At 72.0% G+C, this 16625-nt stretch carries 14 protein-coding genes; 2 read left to right on the top strand and 12 right to left on the bottom strand.

Translation table 11 applies throughout. The features are described 5' to 3' along the window. Positions 1 to 91 precede the first annotated feature (91 nt). The 6 genes from whiA to uvrA form a co-directional block, all read right to left on the bottom strand. Positions 92 to 1072, bottom strand: a complete 981-nt coding sequence (gene whiA / locus ACIA8Q_RS26415; RefSeq protein ID WP_218199523.1) for a DNA-binding protein WhiA — start codon at positions 1070 to 1072, stop codon at positions 92 to 94. Beyond that, complete coding sequence (gene yvcK, locus ACIA8Q_RS26410; protein WP_387901889.1) at positions 1063 to 2148, bottom strand: uridine diphosphate-N-acetylglucosamine-binding protein YvcK; 1086 nt, start codon at positions 2146 to 2148, stop codon at positions 1063 to 1065. The genes whiA and yvcK overlap by 10 nt, the downstream gene beginning before the upstream one ends. Before the next feature lie 76 nt (positions 2149 to 2224). Continuing rightward, a complete protein-coding gene (rapZ, locus tag ACIA8Q_RS26405) occupies positions 2225 to 3109 on the bottom strand; it encodes an RNase adapter RapZ (protein WP_270143324.1) in 885 nt (294 codons plus the stop codon). Positions 3110 to 3227: 118 nt separating this feature from the next. Beyond that, entirely contained in the window at positions 3228 to 5285 is a 2058-nt protein-coding gene (uvrC, locus tag ACIA8Q_RS26400) for an excinuclease ABC subunit UvrC (RefSeq protein ID WP_360216029.1), read from the bottom strand. A gap of 63 nt (positions 5286 to 5348) precedes the next feature. Continuing rightward, positions 5349 to 5789, bottom strand: a complete 441-nt coding sequence (locus ACIA8Q_RS26395; protein ID WP_360216026.1) for a Rieske (2Fe-2S) protein — start codon at positions 5787 to 5789, stop codon at positions 5349 to 5351. A 129-nt stretch (positions 5790 to 5918) separates the two neighbouring features. Continuing rightward, positions 5919 to 8831, bottom strand: coding sequence for an excinuclease ABC subunit UvrA (gene uvrA / locus ACIA8Q_RS26390; RefSeq protein ID WP_360216023.1), 2913 nt, complete (start codon positions 8829 to 8831; stop codon positions 5919 to 5921). A gap of 268 nt (positions 8832 to 9099) precedes the next feature. Here uvrA and ACIA8Q_RS26385 point away from each other — a divergent pair, with 268 nt between their 5' ends. Continuing rightward, positions 9100 to 9834: a maleylpyruvate isomerase family mycothiol-dependent enzyme gene (locus ACIA8Q_RS26385; RefSeq protein ID WP_360216020.1), complete on the top strand. Its 735-nt coding sequence runs from the start codon at positions 9100 to 9102 to the stop codon at positions 9832 to 9834. Between the two features lie 54 nt (positions 9835 to 9888). After that, positions 9889 to 10542: an MBL fold metallo-hydrolase gene (locus ACIA8Q_RS26380; RefSeq protein ID WP_360216017.1), complete on the top strand. Its 654-nt coding sequence runs from the start codon at positions 9889 to 9891 to the stop codon at positions 10540 to 10542. Positions 10543 to 10607: 65 nt separating this feature from the next. On the opposite strand, the gene ACIA8Q_RS26375 is transcribed toward ACIA8Q_RS26380, so the two are convergent. From ACIA8Q_RS26375 to zapE, 6 genes are all read right to left on the bottom strand, one after another. Then, on the bottom strand, positions 10608 to 11591 hold the full coding sequence (locus ACIA8Q_RS26375) for a TerC family protein (RefSeq protein ID WP_360216014.1): 984 nt from the start codon (positions 11589 to 11591) through the stop codon (positions 10608 to 10610). A 214-nt stretch (positions 11592 to 11805) separates the two neighbouring features. After that, on the bottom strand, positions 11806 to 12384 hold the full coding sequence (locus tag ACIA8Q_RS26370) for a TerD family protein (RefSeq protein ID WP_360216011.1): 579 nt from the start codon (positions 12382 to 12384) through the stop codon (positions 11806 to 11808). A 248-nt stretch (positions 12385 to 12632) separates the two neighbouring features. After that, positions 12633 to 14726 carry an excinuclease ABC subunit UvrB gene (gene uvrB / locus ACIA8Q_RS26365; RefSeq protein ID WP_360216008.1) on the bottom strand — a complete coding sequence of 698 codons (2094 nt, stop codon included), beginning with the start codon at positions 14724 to 14726 and terminating at the stop codon, positions 12633 to 12635. 45 nt (positions 14727 to 14771) lie between these two features. Next, entirely contained in the window at positions 14772 to 15080 is a 309-nt protein-coding gene (locus ACIA8Q_RS26360; RefSeq protein WP_360216005.1) for a helix-turn-helix transcriptional regulator, read from the bottom strand. Continuing rightward, positions 15077 to 15457 (bottom strand): type II toxin-antitoxin system RelE/ParE family toxin, encoded by a 381-nt coding sequence (locus ACIA8Q_RS26355; protein WP_360216002.1) that lies wholly within the window; start codon positions 15455 to 15457, stop codon positions 15077 to 15079. The genes ACIA8Q_RS26360 and ACIA8Q_RS26355 overlap by 4 nt, the downstream gene beginning before the upstream one ends. 48 nt (positions 15458 to 15505) lie before the next feature. Beyond that, positions 15506 to 16597 carry a cell division protein ZapE gene (gene zapE, locus ACIA8Q_RS26350; RefSeq protein WP_396317762.1) on the bottom strand — a complete coding sequence of 364 codons (1092 nt, stop codon included), beginning with the start codon at positions 16595 to 16597 and terminating at the stop codon, positions 15506 to 15508. Positions 16598 to 16625 lie beyond the last annotated feature (28 nt).

Genomic DNA, 16625 nt, shown 5'->3' with positions numbered 1-16625 from the left:
ATTTCGGGTCCCGGAGACGAGGACGGCCGGTGCCCGCAATCCGGACACCGGCCGCAAATCGCTCACCACGAGCGGTCACTGTGCGTGATCGTCAGTTGAGCGCCATCTCGTCGGTCAGATTGGCCTCGGTGCTCGGCAGCCCGAGCTCGGAGGCGCGCTTGTCGGCCATCGCCAGCAGGCGGCGGATCCGGCCGGCCACCGCGTCCTTGGTCAGCGGCGGGTCCGCCAGCGCGCCCAGCTCCTCCAGCGAGGCCTGCTTGTGCTGCATCCGCAGCTGACCCGCCGCGGCCAGGTGCTCGGGCACCTCGTCGCCGAGGATCTCCAGGGCCCGGGCGACCCGGGCACCGGCCGCCACGGCCGCGCGGGCCGAGCGGCGCAGGTTGGCGTCGTCGAAGTTGGCCAGCCGGTTGGCGGTGGCCCGGACCTCGCGCCGCATCCGGCGCTCCTCCCAGGCCAGCACCGACTCGTGCGCGCCGAGCCGGGTCAGCAGCGCGCCGATCGCGTCACCGTCGCGGATCACCACCCGGTCCACGCCGCGCACCTCGCGGGCCTTGGCCGGGATCCCGAGCCGGCGGGCCGCGCCGACCAGGGCGAGGGCCGCCTCGGAGCCGGGGCAGGTGATCTCCAGCGAGGAGGAGCGGCCGGGCTCGGTGAGCGAGCCGTGCGCCAGGAAGGCCCCGCGCCAGGCCGCCTCGGCGTCGCAGGTGGCGCCGGAGACGACCGCCGGGGGCAGCCCGCGGATCGGTCGGCCGCGACCGTCCACGAGACCGGTCTGGCGGGCGAGCAGCTCGCCGTCCTTGACCACCCGCACGACGAAGCGGCTGCCGCGCCGCAGCCCGCCGGGGGCCATCACCACGAGGTCGGAGGAGTGACCGAAGATCTCCAGCAGGTCCTTGCGCAGCCGTCGCGCGGCCGCGCCGGTGTCCAGCTCCGCCTCGATCACGATGCGGCCGCTCACGATGTGCAGCCCGCCCGCGAACCGCAGGATCGCCGACACCTCCGCCTTGCGGCAGCAGGCCCTGGTGACCGGGAGCCGGCTGATCTCGTCCTTCACCGCTGGAGTCATCGCCATGGCCCGATCCTTCCATGTGTCCGGAAAATCCGGTCGTACGCGGCTGCCAACAGCTCCGGGTCGTGTCGCGGGGTGCCGTCGGTGCGGGCCACCCGGCCGAGCACCAGAGCGGCCCCCATCCGTTCGGCGGCCTTCTCCAGACCGGCCAGGTCCGCCTGGCCGAAGGCGCCGCCGGTGACGGCGCGCTCGTCCACCAGGATCGCATCCACGGCGAGCTCCGGAGCGTGGTCCGCGATCACCTCCAGGTGGCGCTGCGGGGTAAAGCCCTCGGTCTCGCCCGGCTGCGGGGCCAGGTTCAGGGTGAGCAGGCGCCGGGCGCGGGTCTCGGTGAGGGCCTTGGCCAGCTCGGGCACCAGCAGGTGCGGCAGCACGCTGGTGAACCAGGAGCCGGGCCCGAGCACCACCCAGTCCGCCTCGCGGACCGCGGTGACCGCCTCCGGGACGGCCGGGGGCTCGTCCGGGAGCAGCCTGATCGACTGCACGGTGCCCGGCGTGACCGCGACGCTGGCCTGCCCGCGGACGGCCGACACCTCGCCAGGCCGCTCCGGGTCGTGCCCGCGCACGGAGGCCTCGATGTCCAGCGGCACCGCCGACATCGGCAGCACCCGGCCCTGGACGTTCAGCAGCCGGCCGACCCACTCCAGGGCGGCCACCGGGTCGCCCAGCTTCTCCCAGAGCGCGACGATCAGCAGGTTGCCGACCGCGTGACCGCCCAGGTCGCCGCTGCCGGTGAAGCGCTGCTGGATCACCTCGGACCAGGTGCGGCCCCAGTCGTCGTCCCCGCACAGCGCGGCCAGCGCCTTGCGCAGGTCCCCGGGGGGCAGCACGCCCAGCTCGGCGCGGAGCCGGCCGCTGGAGCCGCCGTCGTCGGCGACGGTGACCACCGCGGTCAGGTCGCTGGTGAGGCGGCGCAGCGCGGAGAGCGAGGCGGACAGCCCCTGGCCGCCGCCGAGCGCGGTGATCCTGGGGGCCGGGTTGGCCCGGGCGGGGCTGCTGCGCGGCCGGCTCGGGGCCGACGGCCGGGGCGGGCCACCCGCCCGGTCGGCACTCCTGTTCTGCGGCTGCCGCCCGGGCACGTATCCCGCCACACTCACCTCGCGTTCCTCGTCGCCGCCACCGGTCCTCGCCGGCGGCCCGGCAGGGAGGCGGCGGTTACTCCCGTCCCATGTCACGGTGGACGAGCACCGTTTCCACTCCGTCCGCGATGAGACGCTTGGTCAGGCGCTCGGACATCGCGACGCTGCGGTGCTTGCCACCGGTGCAGCCTACGGCAAGCGTCATGTAGCGCTTCCCCTCGCGCCGGTACCCCTCGGTGACGATGCGCAGCAGCTCGGCGTAGCCGTTGAGGAACTCGTTGGCCCCGGGCTGCTGGAACACGTAGTCGGCGACGTCCGCGTCGGTGCCGGTGCGGGCCCGCAGCTCGGGCACCCAGTGCGGGTTGGGCAGGAAGCGGCAGTCCACCACGAGGTCGGCGTCGACGGGCAGCCCGTACTTGAAGCCGAAGGACATCACGGTGGCGCGCAGCTCGGGCTCGTCGTGGTCGGCGAACTGGGCGTCGAGCTTGGCCCGCAGCTGGTGCACGTTGAGGTTGGAGGTGTCGATCACTAGGTCGGCCTCGCCGCGCAGGTCCCGCAGGAGGTCGCGCTCCTGGGCGATGCCGTCGACGATCCGGCCGTCGGCCTGGAGCGGGTGCGGGCGGCGCACGCTCTCGAAGCGGCGCACCAGCGCCTCGTCGGAGGAGTCCAGGAAGACCACCCGGAGGCGGACGCCGCGCTTCTCCAGCTCGTCGAGCGAGGTGAGCAGGTCGTCGAAGAACTGGCGGCCGCGGACGTCCACGACCACGCCGATCCGGGCGACGTTCCCCTGCGAGCGCGCGCCCAGGTCGACCATCGTCGGGATCAGGGCCGGCGGCAGGTTGTCCACCACGAACCAGCCCAGGTCCTCCAGGCACTTCGCTGCGGTGGAGCGGCCGGCTCCGGACATGCCGGAGATGATCACCAGCTCCGGCGCGTTCTCGGCCACGTCTGACACGGTCACTTCGGTTCCCCGCTCTCGGTCTTTCTGCTGGGGAGAACGCGCGGGGCGCGGCCGACCTTCCCCGGCCCGGACGGGCGGGCGGGGGCCGGGCGCGCCGGCTGACGGGCGGCGTCGGCCGTCATGGCGTCTCCTGGGATGGTGCGGTCTGGGGTGCTGCGGCCGCCGGCTCGGCGGCGTGGTCGGCCCCGTCCTCGATGATCTCGCCGGTCGCGGTGTTAACCGCGGGTGCGGCGGGTGTACGGGACGACAACGCCGCCGCAACAGTCTCCGCCGTGCGGCGTCCGATGCCGGGTACGGCGCAGAGTTCGTCGACGGTGGCGGCCCGGAGCCTCTTCAGCGAGCCGAAGTGCTTGAGCAGCGCCTGGCGGCGAGTCTCGCCGAGGCCCGGGACGGAGTCCAGTTCCCCGGCGGTGAGTCGCTTGGAACGCTTGCTGCGCTGGTAGCCGATCGCGAAGCGGTGGGCCTCGTCGCGGACCCGCTGGAGCAGGTAGAGGCCCTCGCTGGAGCGCGGCAGGACGACCGGGTCGTCCTCGCCGGGCAGCCACACCTCCTCCAGCCGCTTGGCGAGGCCGCACAGCGCGACGTCGTCGATGCCGAGTTCGTCCAGGGCCCGCCGGGCGGCGGCGACCTGCGGCTGGCCGCCGTCGACGACCAGCAGCTGCGGCGGGTAGGCGAAGCGCCTGGGGCGGCCGTCCTCGGTGCGGTGGTCGTCCCCGGCGGCGCCCGGGTCGTCCTCCTCGGGAACGGCCCACTCGCCGGTCTGCTCGCGCTCCTGGAGGTAGCGGCGGAAGCGGCGGCTGATCACCTCGTGCATCGAGCGGACGTCGTCCTGGCCCTCGAAGCCCTTGATCTGGAAGCGCCGGTACTCGCTCTTGCGGGCCAGGCCGTCCTCGAAGACGACCATCGAGGCGACCACGTCCTCGCCCTGGAGGTGCGAGATGTCGAAGCACTCGATGCGCAGCGGCACCGAGTCCAGTTCCAGGGCGTCGGCGATCTCCTGCAGGGCGCGGCTGCGGGTGGTGAGGTCGGAGGCGCGCTTGGTCTTGTGCAGGGCCAGCGCCTGCTGGGCGTTGCGCTGCACCGTCGCCATCAGGTCCCGCTTGTCGCCGCGCTGCGGGATCCGCAGGTCGACCTGGCTGCCGCGCAGGCCGCTCAGCCACTCCCGGACCGGCGCGGCCGGCTCGGGCAGCGCGGGCACCAGCACCTCGCGCGGGACGGACTCGTTGCGCTCGTCCTGGCCGGCCCCGCCGTAGAGCTGCTGGAGGGCGTGCTCGACCAGGGCGGCGGTGTCGACGTCCTCGACCTTGTCGGTGACCCAGCCGCGCTGGCCGCGCACCCGGCCGCCGCGGACGTGGAAGATCTGGACGGCGGCCTCCAGTTCGTCCTCGGCCAGGGCCAGCAGGTCGGCGTCGGTGGCGTCGGCGAGCACGATGGCGTTCTTCTCCATCGCGCGCTTGAGGGCGCCGATGTCGTCGCGCAGCCGGGCCGCCCGCTCGTACTCCATCTCCTCGGCGGCCTCGCGCATCTGGTCTTCCAGCCGGCGCAGGTAGTTGCCGGTGCGCCCGGCCATGAAGTCGCAGAAGTCCTCGGCGAGCGCCCGGTGTTCGTCCGCCGAGACCTTGCCGACGCAGGGTGCGGCGCACTTGCCGATGTAGCCGAGCAGGCAGGGCCGGCCGACCTGGCGGGCGCGCTTGAACACGCCGTTGGAGCAGGTGCGGACGGGGAAGACGCGCAGCAGCAGGTCGACCGTCTCGCGGATCGCCCAGGCGTGCCCGTACGGGCCGAAGTAGCGCACGCCCTTCTTGTGCGCCCCGCGCATCACCTGGACCCGCGGGTACTCCTCGTTCAGGGTGACCGCGAGCTCCGGATAGCTCTTGTCGTCGCGGTACTTGACGTTGAACCGCGGGTCGAACTCCTTGATCCAGGAGTACTCCAGCTGGAGCGCCTCGACCTCGGTGTCGACCACCGTCCACTCCACCGAGGCCGCGGTGGTGACCATGGTCGCGGTCCGCGGGTGCAGGCCGGCCAGGTCCTGGAAGTAGGACGACAGGCGCGGCCGCAGGCTCTTGGCCTTGCCGACGTAGATGACCCGCCCGTGGGCGTCGCGGAACTTGTAGACGCCCGGTGAGGTGGGGATCGCGCCCGGAGCCGGGCGGTAGGTGCTCGGGTCAGCCATGGGTCCACCGTACCGAGTGGGGCCGGTGCTGCGGAGGGGTGATCGACGGGGAGGTCAACTGCGTCAGCTCGGGGTCACCTTGAGGTTCCCGCCCTCGACCGTGACGGCGTAGGCGGGCAGCGGGGTGGGGGCCGGGCCGTCCAGCACGGCGCCGTCGGTGACGGAGAACCGGCTGCCGTGGCAGGGGCAGTCGATCTGCTGGTCCTTCACCTGGTCGACGATGCAGCCGGCGTGGGTGCACTTGGCGCTGAAGGCCTTGTACTGCCCTTCGGTCGGCTGGGTGACGACGATCTTCTGCTCGCGGAAGACCTTTCCGCCGCCCACCGGCACCGCCGAGGCCGCGCCGAGGTCCACCGGGCCCTTGGCGCTGCCGCCGCCGGAGGAGGAGGACGACGAACCGCAGCCGGTGACCGCCACGGCGCCGCCGGTCGCCAGCACGGCCGCGGCCCCGCAGAGCAGGGTGCGGCGGGAGGCGGTGGGGCTGGTCTCGGGGGCCTCGGACATCGGTGTGCTCCTACGGTTGCTGCTGCTGCGAGGGACCACGGAATTCTATGCCGCACGCGCCCGGCCGCTCCCGCCGCTCCCGCCCTCCGGGGGCGACGGGAACGGCCGGGCGCGGCCGGGCGGGCGGGCCTACTTCTTCGCCGCGGCGGCGCGCTTGCGCGGCGCCCGCTTGGCCGGGGCGGCGACCGGGGCGTCCGCGAAGTCCCCCGGCAGGATGTCCCGAAGGAACTTGCCGGTGTGGCTCTCGGGGACGGCCGCGATCTGCTCCGGGGTGCCCTCGGCGACGACCGTGCCGCCGCCGGAGCCGCCCTCGGGGCCCATGTCGACGACCCAGTCGGCGGTCTTGATGACGTCGAGGTTGTGCTCGATGACGATCACCGTGTTGCCCTTCTCCACCAGGCCGCTGAGCACCTTGATCAGCTTGCTGATGTCCTCGAAGTGCAGACCGGTGGTCGGCTCGTCCAGCACGTAGACCGTCCGCCCGGTGGAGCGCTTCTGCAGCTCGGAGGCGAGCTTGACGCGCTGCGCCTCGCCGCCGGACAGCGTCGGCGCGGACTGGCCGAGCCGGACGTAGCCGAGGCCGACGTCGTTGAGCGTCCGCAGGTGCCGGGCGATCGCCGGGACTGCCTCGAAGAAGGCCAGCGCCTCCTCGATCGGCATGTCCAGCACCTCGGCGATCGACTTGCCCTTGTAGTGGACCTCCAGCGTCTCCCGGTTGTACCGGGCGCCGTGGCAGACCTCGCACGGCACGTAGACGTCGGGCAGGAAGTTCATCTCGATCTTGATGGTGCCGTCGCCCGAGCAGTTCTCGCAGCGGCCGCCCTTGACGTTGAAGGAGAACCGGCCCGGCAGGTAGCCGCGGACCTTGGCCTCCTGCGTCTCCGCGAAGAGCCGGCGGACGTGGTCGAACACGCCGGTGTACGTCGCCGGGTTGGAGCGCGGGGTGCGCCCGATCGGTGACTGGTCGACGTGCACCACCTTGTCCACCTGGTCGGTGCCGGTGATCCGGGTGTGCCGGCCGGGCACGCTGCGGGCGCCGTTCAGCTCCCGGGCGAGGTGGGTGTAGAGGATGTCGTTGACCAGCGTCGACTTGCCGGAGCCGGAGACGCCGGTGATCGCGGTGAAGGTGCCCAGCGGGAAGCCGACCGTGACGTCCTTGAGGTTGTGCTCGCGGGCGCCGTGGACGGTCAGCTGGCGCTTCCTGTCCCGCTCGCGGCGACTTGCCGGGATCGGGATGGACCGCTTGCCGGACAGGTACTGGCCGGTCAGCGACTCCTTGTTGCCGAGCAGCTGCTTCAGCGAGCCGGAGTGCACCACCCGGCCGCCGTGCTCGCCGGCGCCCGGGCCGATGTCGACCACCCAGTCCGCGGTCTTGATGGTGTCCTCGTCGTGCTCGACCACGATCAGCGTGTTGCCGATGTCGCGCAGCCGCACCAGCGTCTCGATCAGCCGGTGGTTGTCCCGCTGGTGCAGGCCGATGGACGGCTCGTCCAGCACGTACAGCACGCCGACCAGGCCGGAGCCGATCTGGGTGGCCAGCCGGATGCGCTGGGCCTCGCCGCCGGACAGCGTGCCGGCCGCCCGGTTCAGCGAGAGGTAGTCCAGGCCGACGTCGACCAGGAAGCGCAGCCGCTCGTTGACCTCCTTGAGGACGCGCTCGGCGATCTGCTTGTCCCGGTCGTTGAGCTTCATCGCGCCCAGGAACTCGGCGCAGTCGCTGATCGACATCGCCGAGACGTCGGCGATCGACTTCTCCTCGACCGTCACCGCCAGCACCACCGGCTTGAGCCGGGTGCCCTGGCACGTCGGGCAGGGCACCTCGCGCATGTAGCCCTCGAAGCGCTCGCGGCTGCTGTCGCTCTCCGCCTCGGTGTGCCGGCGCTGGATGAACGGCACGGCGCCCTCGAAGCCCGTGCTGTACGAGCGCTCGCGGCCGAATCGGTTGCGGTAGCGGACCTGCACCTCGTGCTTGTGCCCGTACAGCAGCGCCTTCTTCGCCCGGGCCGGCAGACCGGCCCAGGGGATGTCGGTGCGGAAGCCCAGCTCCCCGGCGAGCGCGTCGATCAGGCGCTGGAAGTACTCCTTGGCGTGCCCGGCCGACCACGGGTGGATGGCGCCCTCGTCCAGCGAGCGCTCGGCGTCGGGCACCACCAGCTCCGGGTCCACCTCCATCCGGTTGCCCAGGCCCGAGCAGTCCGGGCAGGCGCCGAACGGCGAGTTGAAGGAGAACGAGCGCGGCTCCAGCTCCTCGAACGACACGTCGTCGTACGGGCAGTAGAGGTGCTCGGAGTACATCCGCTCGCGCTCCGGGTCGTCCTCGGGGAGGTCGACGAAGTCGAGCACGACCATGCCGCCGGACAGCCGCAGGGCCGTCTCCACCGAGTCGGTGAGCCGCCGCTTGGCGCTCTCCTTGACCGTCAGGCGGTCGATCACCACCTCGACGGTGTGCTTCTCCTGCTTCTTGAGCTTCGGCGGCTCGGCGAGCTGGATCGTGGCGCCGTCCACCCGGGCGCGCGAGTAGCCCTTGGACTGGAGGTCGGCGAAGAGGTCGACGAACTCGCCCTTGCGCTCGCGCACCACCGGGCTGAGCACCTGGAAGCGGGTGCCCTCGGCGAGCTCCAGCACCTTGTCGACGATCGCCTGCGGCGACTGCTTGGCGATCGGGCGGCCGCAGTGCGGGCAGTGCGGCTTGCCGATCCGGGCGAACAGCAGGCGCAGGTAGTCGTAGACCTCGGTGATCGTGCCGACGGTCGAACGGGGGTTGCGGTTGGTGGACTTCTGGTCGATCGAGACGGCCGGGGAGAGGCCCTCGATGAAGTCCACGTCGGGCTTGTCCATCTGCCCGAGGAACTGGCGGGCGTAGGAGGACAGGGACTCCACGTAGCGGCGCTGGCCCTCGGCGAAGATCGTGTCGAAGGCGAGCGAGGACTTGCCGGAACCGGAGAGGCCCGTGAAGACGATGAGGGAGTCGCGGGGCAGGTCGAGCGAGACGTTCTTGAGGTTGTGCTCGCGAGCACCGCGGACGATGAGGCGGTCGGCCACTGCTTCTGGCGCCTTTCTCCGGACGAGAGGGCTTGCGGTGTGAGAGGTGTGCTTCTTCCAGGATGCGGCAGCCAGCCTATAGCTCAGACGTTCGAATATCGACTTTGTCCAGCGGAGTCCACCCGAACGAGTGAGAGCGTCCGCCGCGCCGTCCGCACACGGACCGAAAACACCCCTGCTCAGGGCGCGCGTTCGGCGGTAGCGTCGGCTGGTCAACGAGCGAGGCCCCCCGTGGGCAACGCGCCGTCGCCCACGGAAGGCCGATCCGATGACCGACCCGCAGTCCGCCGCCGCCACCGCCGCCCGGCACCTGGCCCTGGTCGAGGAGAGCACCGAGCACCTGCTGGACACCGCCGCCGCCCTGGCGCCCGGGGCCCTCGCCGAGCCCTCGGCGCTGCCCGGCTGGAGCCGCGGCCACGTGCTGGCCCACCTCGCCCGCAACGCCGACTCCCTGGTCAACCTGCTGACCGGCGCCCGCACCCGCACCGACATCCCGCAGTACTCCAGCGAGCAGGCCCGCGACCAGGGCATCGAGGAGGGCGCCGGCCGCCCGCTGGACGTCCAGCTCGCCGACCTGCGGGACTCCCACCTGCGCTTCGCCGAGGCCGCCGGGCAGATGACCGCCGAGGACTGGGCGACCGAGGTGCGCCACCGCTCCGGCGCCGTCTTCCCGGCCTGCGACCTCGTCTGGAAGCGCCTCGCCGAGGTCGAGTACCACCTGGTCGACCTCGACGCCGGCCGCACCCCCGCGCACTGGCCGGAGGAGTTCGCGGCGGTCGAGTTCCGCAGGCTCGCGAGCAGGCTGGCCGGCGCCGACCTGCCCGCCGTCGCCCTGGTCGTCGACGGCACCGGGGAGCGGGCCACGATCGGCACCGGAGGGCCCGCGCCCACCGTCGGGGGCCCCGTCCGGGCCCTGACCGCCTGGCTCTCCGGCCGCTCCGACGGCGACGGCCTGCGGCACGCGCCCGACGCGCCCCTCCCCCAGCTTCCCCCCATGGGCTGACGGCGCGAGGATGACCCTGAACCCTGTAGCTGGCCCCGGACGAGGAGCGGACGGATGACGTACCACGGAGCGGTCAAGGTCGGCGGACCGCCGGACGTGCGCGAGCTGGCCCACCTGATCATCACCAAGGTGGCCGTCGGCCCGTACGACAACAACGCCTACCTGCTGCGCTGCCGGGCCACCGACGAGCAGCTGCTGATCGACGCGGCCGCCGACGCCCCGGTGCTGCTGGAGACCGTCGGGGACCAGTTGGCCACCGTGGTCACCACCCACCGGCACCACGACCACTGGGGCGCGCTCGCCGAGGTGGTCGCCACCACCGGCGCCCGCACCGCGGCCGGGGAGCACGACGCCGAGGGCGTCGACGTGCCCACCGAGCTGCTGCTCGCCGACGGCGACGTGCTGCGCGTCGGCCAGGTCGGGCTGACCGTCCGGCACCTGGTCGGGCACACCCCGGGCGCGATCGTGCTGGTCTACGACGACCCGCAGGGCCACCCGCACGTGTTCACCGGCGACTGCCTCTTCCCCGGCGGCGTGGGCAACACCTGGGGCGACCCGGAGGCCTTCCGGACCCTCTTCCGCGACGTCAACGAGAAGATCTTCGACGCCCTCCCCGACGAGGCCTGGGTGTACCCCGGCCACGGCAACGACACCACCCTCGGCGCCGAGCGCCCCCACCTCGCGGAGTGGCGCGAGCGCGGCTGGTGAGCCGCGGACGGCCGGAGCCCCCGCGACCGGTGCGGTCGCGGGGGCTCCGGGCGTGCGGGGCGCGGTCAGGCGTCGAGCTTCTCGGCCTCCGCCCGCTCGGCGCGCTCGGCCTTCTTCGAGGCGCGCAGGCTGGTCACCGTGGTGACGGCCAGGACGACCACGATGAAGCCGAGCGAGAACGGGATGCCGATCTCCGGGACGTTCGCGCCGGCCTCGTGGGCGGCGTGCAGGACCAGCTTCACGCCGATGAAGCCGAGGATCACCGACAGGCCGTACGACAGGTGGACCAGCTTCTTCAGCAGGCCGCCGATCAGGAAGTACAGCTGGCGCAGACCCATCAGGGCGAAGGCGTTGGCGGTGAAGACGATGTACGGGTCCTGGGTGAGGCCGAAGATCGCCGGGATGGAGTCCAGCGCGAACAGCACGTCCGTCGTGCCGATCGCCAGCATGACGATCAGCATCGGGGTCATCAGCCGGCGGCCGTTCTCCCGGATGAAGAGCTTGGTGCCGTGGTACGTGTCGGTGGACGGGAAGCGCCGCTCGATCGACTTGAGCAGGCGGTTCTCCTCGAACTCCTCGTCCTCCTCGTCGGCCCGGGCCTCCTTGATCAGCTTCCACGCCGTCCAGATCAGGAAGCCGCCGAAGATGAAGAACACCCAGGAGAACTGGGTCACCAGCGCCGCGCCGCCGGCGATGAACACCGCCCGCAGCACCAGCGCGATGATCACGCCGAACATCAGCACGCGCTGCTGGTAGATCCGCGGCACCGCGAACTTGCCCATGATCAGGATGAAGACGAAGAGGTTGTCGACACTGAGCGACTTCTCGGTGATGTACCCGGCGAAGAACTCACCGGCCGGCTGGCCGCCGGAGTGCCACCAGAGGAAACCACCGAAGATCAGCGCCAGCACGACCCAGACGACCGTCCAGGTGCCGGCCTCCTTGAGGGAGACCTCGTGCGGCTTGCGACCCCCGATGAAGAAGTCCGCCACGATCAGTGCGATCAGCACACCGATCGTGGTGGCCCACATGGTCATGGAAACGTCCACTACTGCTCCTCCGGCAGGTAGGCGAGACAGTCATCGTCACTGCCGGAGGTCTCTTCCGCCCGTCGGGCCGCCGCCCCGGGGTGCCAAGACGGGCACCCGTGATGACGGGGTCGGCTGTCGAGGAATACTCCCCTCCGCTGCCATCGAGAGTAACAGGGCGGCCAAGGGAAGGTAAAGAAGGTAAAGAAGGTAAAGAACCGTCAGGGCGGAGCCGTCAGAGGTAGGGCTCGATCGCCGGCAGCAGGTCCTGGAAGGTCCGGCCCTTCGCCGGCGCCCCGATCGCCTGCATCTCCCAGCCGCCCGCGCCGTCCCGGAACACCTTCGCCATCACCTGGCCGGTGTGCGGCCCCCCGCCGGCCAGCTCGTACCGGGCCAGTTCCTCGCCGGTGGTCTCGTCCACCAGCCGGCAGTGCGCCTGGCGCACCTCCGCGAAGGTCTGCCCGGTGTAGGAGCTCACCGTGAACACCACCTGGGTGATGTGCGGCGGCACGTGCATCAGGTCCACCAGGATCGCCTCGTCGTCCTCCGCGCCCGAGCCACCCTCCAGGTTGTCCCCGGTGTGCCGGACCGAGCCGTCCGTGCTCTCCAGGTGCTGGAAGAACACCACGTCGGACGGGGTGTGCTCGGCGTACAGCAGCGCCGAGGCGTCCAGGTCGATGGTCCTCGTCCGGCTGCCGAACAGGCCCCGCTTGGGCGCCGCCTGCCAGCCGAGCCCCATCCGGACCACGGTCAGCGTGCCGCCCTGGCCCTTCTGCAGACTGACCCGCTGGCCCTTGGCAAGGTTCACGGACACGGCGTCGTCCTCTCTGCCCGGCCGCGCGGTCGGTCCCCGCGCGGCACCACGGTGGAACACCCCGTGCCGTCCCCCGGCTGAGGCCCCCTCTTGTTGCCGCGCCCCCGTCCCGAGGGCGATGCCGCAGGCCAGCCTAGGGCCTGCGGCACCCCCGCCTCCCCCGCGTCCCCCGCTTTGTGGCGAGTCTGAGACACCGCGGGGCGACTGACCGCCGCGGGAACGGGGAAAGGCGCGCCCCGGTGGTGCGGCTACGCCACGCCCGCCTCCCGCATCTGGCGCAGCTCCTTCTTCAGCTCCTTGACCTCGTCCCTGAGCCGGGCCGCCACCTCGAACTGGAGGTCGGCCGCGGCCGCGTGCATGCGGTCCGTCATCGACTGGATCAGCTCCGCCAGCTCGGCCGCCGGCAGGCTCTCGCCCTTCCTGCGCTCCGCGCCCAGGGCCGGCACCGGCGCCTTGCCCTTGCCCGCCGCGCCGCGGTAGCCGGTCGAGAGCAGCTCGTCGGTGTCCACGTCCTCGCGGGCGAGGGTGTCCAGGATGTCGCCGATCTTCTTCCGCAGCGGCTGCGGGTCGATCCCGTGCTCCTTGTTGTAGGCCTGCTGCACCGCCCGGCGGCGGTTCGTCTCGTCGATCGCCTTCTCCATCGACGGGGTGATCCGGTCCGCGTACATGTGCACCTGGCCGGAGACGTTGCGGGCCGCGCGCCCGATCGTCTGGATCAGCGAGGTGCCGGAGCGCAGGAAGCCCTCCTTGTCCGCGTCCAGGATCGCCACCAGCGACACCTCGGGCAGGTCCAGGCCCTCGCGCAGCAGGTTGATGCCGACCAGCACGTCGTACCGGCCCGCCCGCAGCTCGCGCAGCAGCTCCACCCGGCGCAGGGTGTCCACGTCGCTGTGCAGGTACCGGACCCGGATGTCCAGGCCGAGCATGTAGTCCGTGAGGTCCTCGGCCATCTTCTTGGTCAGCGTGGTGACCAGGACGCGCTCGTCGCGCTCCACCCGCTTGCGGACCTCGTGCACCAGGTCGTCGATCTGGCCCTCGGTCGGCTTGACGATCACCTCGGGGTCGATCAGGCCGGTCGGGCGGATGATCTGCTCGACCTGGCCGTCGCCGCGGGACAGCTCGTACGGGCCCGGCGTCGCCGACAGGTACACCGTCTGGCCGATCCGCCCCAGGAACTCCTCCCACTTCAGCGGGCGGTTGTCCATCGCGGACGGCAGCCGGAAGCCGTGCTCCACCAGCGTGCGCTTGCGCGAGGCGTCGCCCTCGTACATCGCGCCGATCTGCGGCACGGTGACGTGCGACTCGTCGATGACCAGGAGGAAGTCCTCCGGGAAGTAGTCGAGCAGGGTGTTCGGCGGGGAGCCCGGCTCGCGGCCGTCGAAGTGCATCGAGTAGTTCTCGACGCCCGAGCAGGTGCCGATCTGGCGCAGCATCTCGATGTCGTAGGTGGTGCGCATCCGCAGCCGCTGGGCCTCCAGCAGCTTGCCCTGCTTCTCCAGCCTGGCGAGCGTCCCCTCCAGCTCCTGCTCGATGCCGGTGATCGCCCGCTCCATGCGCTCCGGGCCGGCCACGTAGTGCGAGGCGGGGAAGACGTAGACCGACTCGTCCTGGCTGATGATCTCGCCGGTGAGCGGGTGCAGGGTGTACAGCGCCTCGATCTCGTCGCCGAACATCTCGATCCGGACGGCCAGCTCCTCGTAGACCGGGAAGATCTCGATGGTGTCGCCGCGGACCCGGAAGGTGCCGCGGGAGAAGGCCACGTCGTTGCGGGCGTACTGGATGTCGACGAAGCGGCGCAGCAGGACGTCCCGGTCGATCTCCTGGCCGACCTTCAGCGGGACCATCCGGTCCACGTACTCCTGCGGGGTGCCGAGGCCGTAGATGCAGGACACCGACGCGACCACCACCACGTCCCGCCTGGTCAGCAGCGAGTTGGTGGCCGAGTGCCGCAGCCGCTCGACCTCCTCGTTGATCGAGGAGTCCTTCTCGATGTAGGTGTCCGTCTGGGGGACGTACGCCTCGGGCTGGTAGTAGTCGTAGTACGAGACGAAGTACTCGACGGCGTTGTTCGGCAGCAGCTCGCGGAACTCGTTCGCCAGCTGCGCGGCCAGCGTCTTGTTCGGCGCCATCACCAGGGTGGGCCGCTGCAGCCGCTCGATCATCCAGGCCGTGGTGGCCGACTTCCCGGTACCGGTGGCGCCGAGCAGGACGACGTCCTTCTCCCCGCCCTTGATCCGCCGCTCCAGCTCGGCGATCGCCGCCGGCTGGTCCCCGTTGGGCTGGAAGGGACTGACGACCTCGAAGGGCGCCACTGACCGCTCAATACTCGTGATGGGTCGCACGGGTCCACCGTACGACCCCCCACCGACAGTCGGGGGCCGGTCGGCTCAGGCCGCGTGCGCCTCGAACCTGATGGCGGGGTCCCGGGCAGGATCGATGCGGACCGCCGAGTCGAACGCCGCGGCGAGCCGCTCGATCAGCGGCAGGGTCGGGTCGACGCCGCTCTCCTCGATGCCCTCGACCGTCTCCTCGTCCAGTCCGGCCCGCTCGGCCAGCTCGGCCGGCGTCCACCCCAGGGCGGAGCGGCGGGCGTACACGGCCTCGGCGAGCGCCATCCGCCGCCCGGCCGCCCGGTACTCCTCGCTCTCGCGGTGCTCCGGCGGCACGACCCAACGGGTGTGGTAGCCGCTGCTCATCGCTCCTCCTCGTCCCTGTCGTAGACCCGGTGGTCGCCAGCGGGCGGGTGCTCCGCCTCGCACGCCTTCTGGGCGCGGCGGGCGCGCTCGACCTCGTCGGTCTCGCGGTCCCTAGTCTTGCGGAAGACCGTCAGCAGCACAGCCCTCCGGCCGGGTGCGAGCCAGTACGTGATGCGCATCGGCCCGATCCGCAGCTCCCGGAGCGGCCCGCCCAGGTGGCTGGCGAGCGGGAACGGCAGCAGCTCACCGTCCTCGGCCAGCCGGTCGGCTGCGCGTTCCGCCGCCCGGTACTCGGCGAGCGAGCAGGTCCGGAGCCACTCCCGGACCTCGGGCTCGATCTCGATCGCGTACGCCGCCCGGGCCCCGCCACCGGCCATCCGTCCCCCTCACCTCGGCGAAGGGGTAACGAGCGGCCCGGGCGGGGGTTACGGTCGGCCCTTGGCGCTGTCGCGGGCGAGGGCGACGAGGCGGGAGACGGCGCGGAGGTACTTCTTGCGGTAGCCGCCGCGGAGCATGTCCTCGGGGAAGACCCGGTCGAAGGGGAGGCCGGAGGCGGTGATGGGGAGTTCGCGGTCGTACATGCGGTCGGCGAGGACGACCAGGCGCAGGGCGGTGGACTGGTCGTCGACCTGGCGGACGCCGCGCAGGCAGACGGCGGTGACGTCGTCCAGGAGCGCGCCGTAGCGGCTGGGGTGGACGGCGGAGAGGTGGCCGAGGAGGGTGTCGAAGTCGTCCAGGGAGGCGCCCGGGGTGCGGGCGGCGACGGCGTCGACGGTCTCGTCCGGGTACGGCGGCGGGGCGTCCGGGAGGCCGCGGTGGCGGTAGTCCTGGCCGTCGATGCGCATCGGGCGGAAGTGCGCGGACAGGCCCTGGATCTCGCGCAGGAAGTCGGCGGCGGCGAAGCGGCCCTCGCCGAGCTTCTCCGGCAGGGTGTTCGAGGTGGCGCAGAGCTTGACGCCGTTGTCGACCAGGCGGCCGAGCAGGGTGGAGACCAGGACGGTGTCGCCCGGGTCGTCGAGCTCGAACTCGTCGATGCACAGCAGGGTGTGCCCGGAGAGGGTCTGGACGGCCTGCTGGAAGCCGAGCGCGCCGACCAGGTTGGTCAGCTCGACGAAGGTGCCGAAGGCCTTGGGGCCGGGGGCGCCGTGCCAGAGCGAGGCGAGCAGGTGGGTCTTGCCGACGCCGTAGCCGCCGTCGAGGTAGACGCCGGCCGGGCCGGTGGGCGCGGGGGCGGAGCGGCGGAACCAGCTGCGCTTGGGTGCGGAACCGTTTCCCCGGCCGAGGGTGGCGGCGAACTGCTCCAGGACCTGGACGGCCTCGTACTGGCTGGGCTGGGTCCGGTCCGGGATGTACGTCCCGAAGCTCACGTCGGAGAACCGGGGCGGAGGCACCATCTCGGCGACGAGCCGCTCGGCGGGCACGACGGGGCGGCGGTCGGCGAGCGCGATCGGGGAGCCTGCCGCACTCGCGGGGGCTATGGACTCGGTCGCGGTGGCGGGGCGGGGAGCTGCGGGCACGTTAGTAGAGGGTACGCCTGGTCCCGAC

Source organism: Kitasatospora sp. NPDC051705, assembly GCF_044453265.1.
GTDB lineage: Bacteria > Actinomycetota > Actinomycetes > Streptomycetales > Streptomycetaceae > Kitasatospora.
The sequence above is the reverse complement of the archived record's forward strand: the minus strand, read 5'-3'. Positions and strand labels throughout refer to the sequence as shown.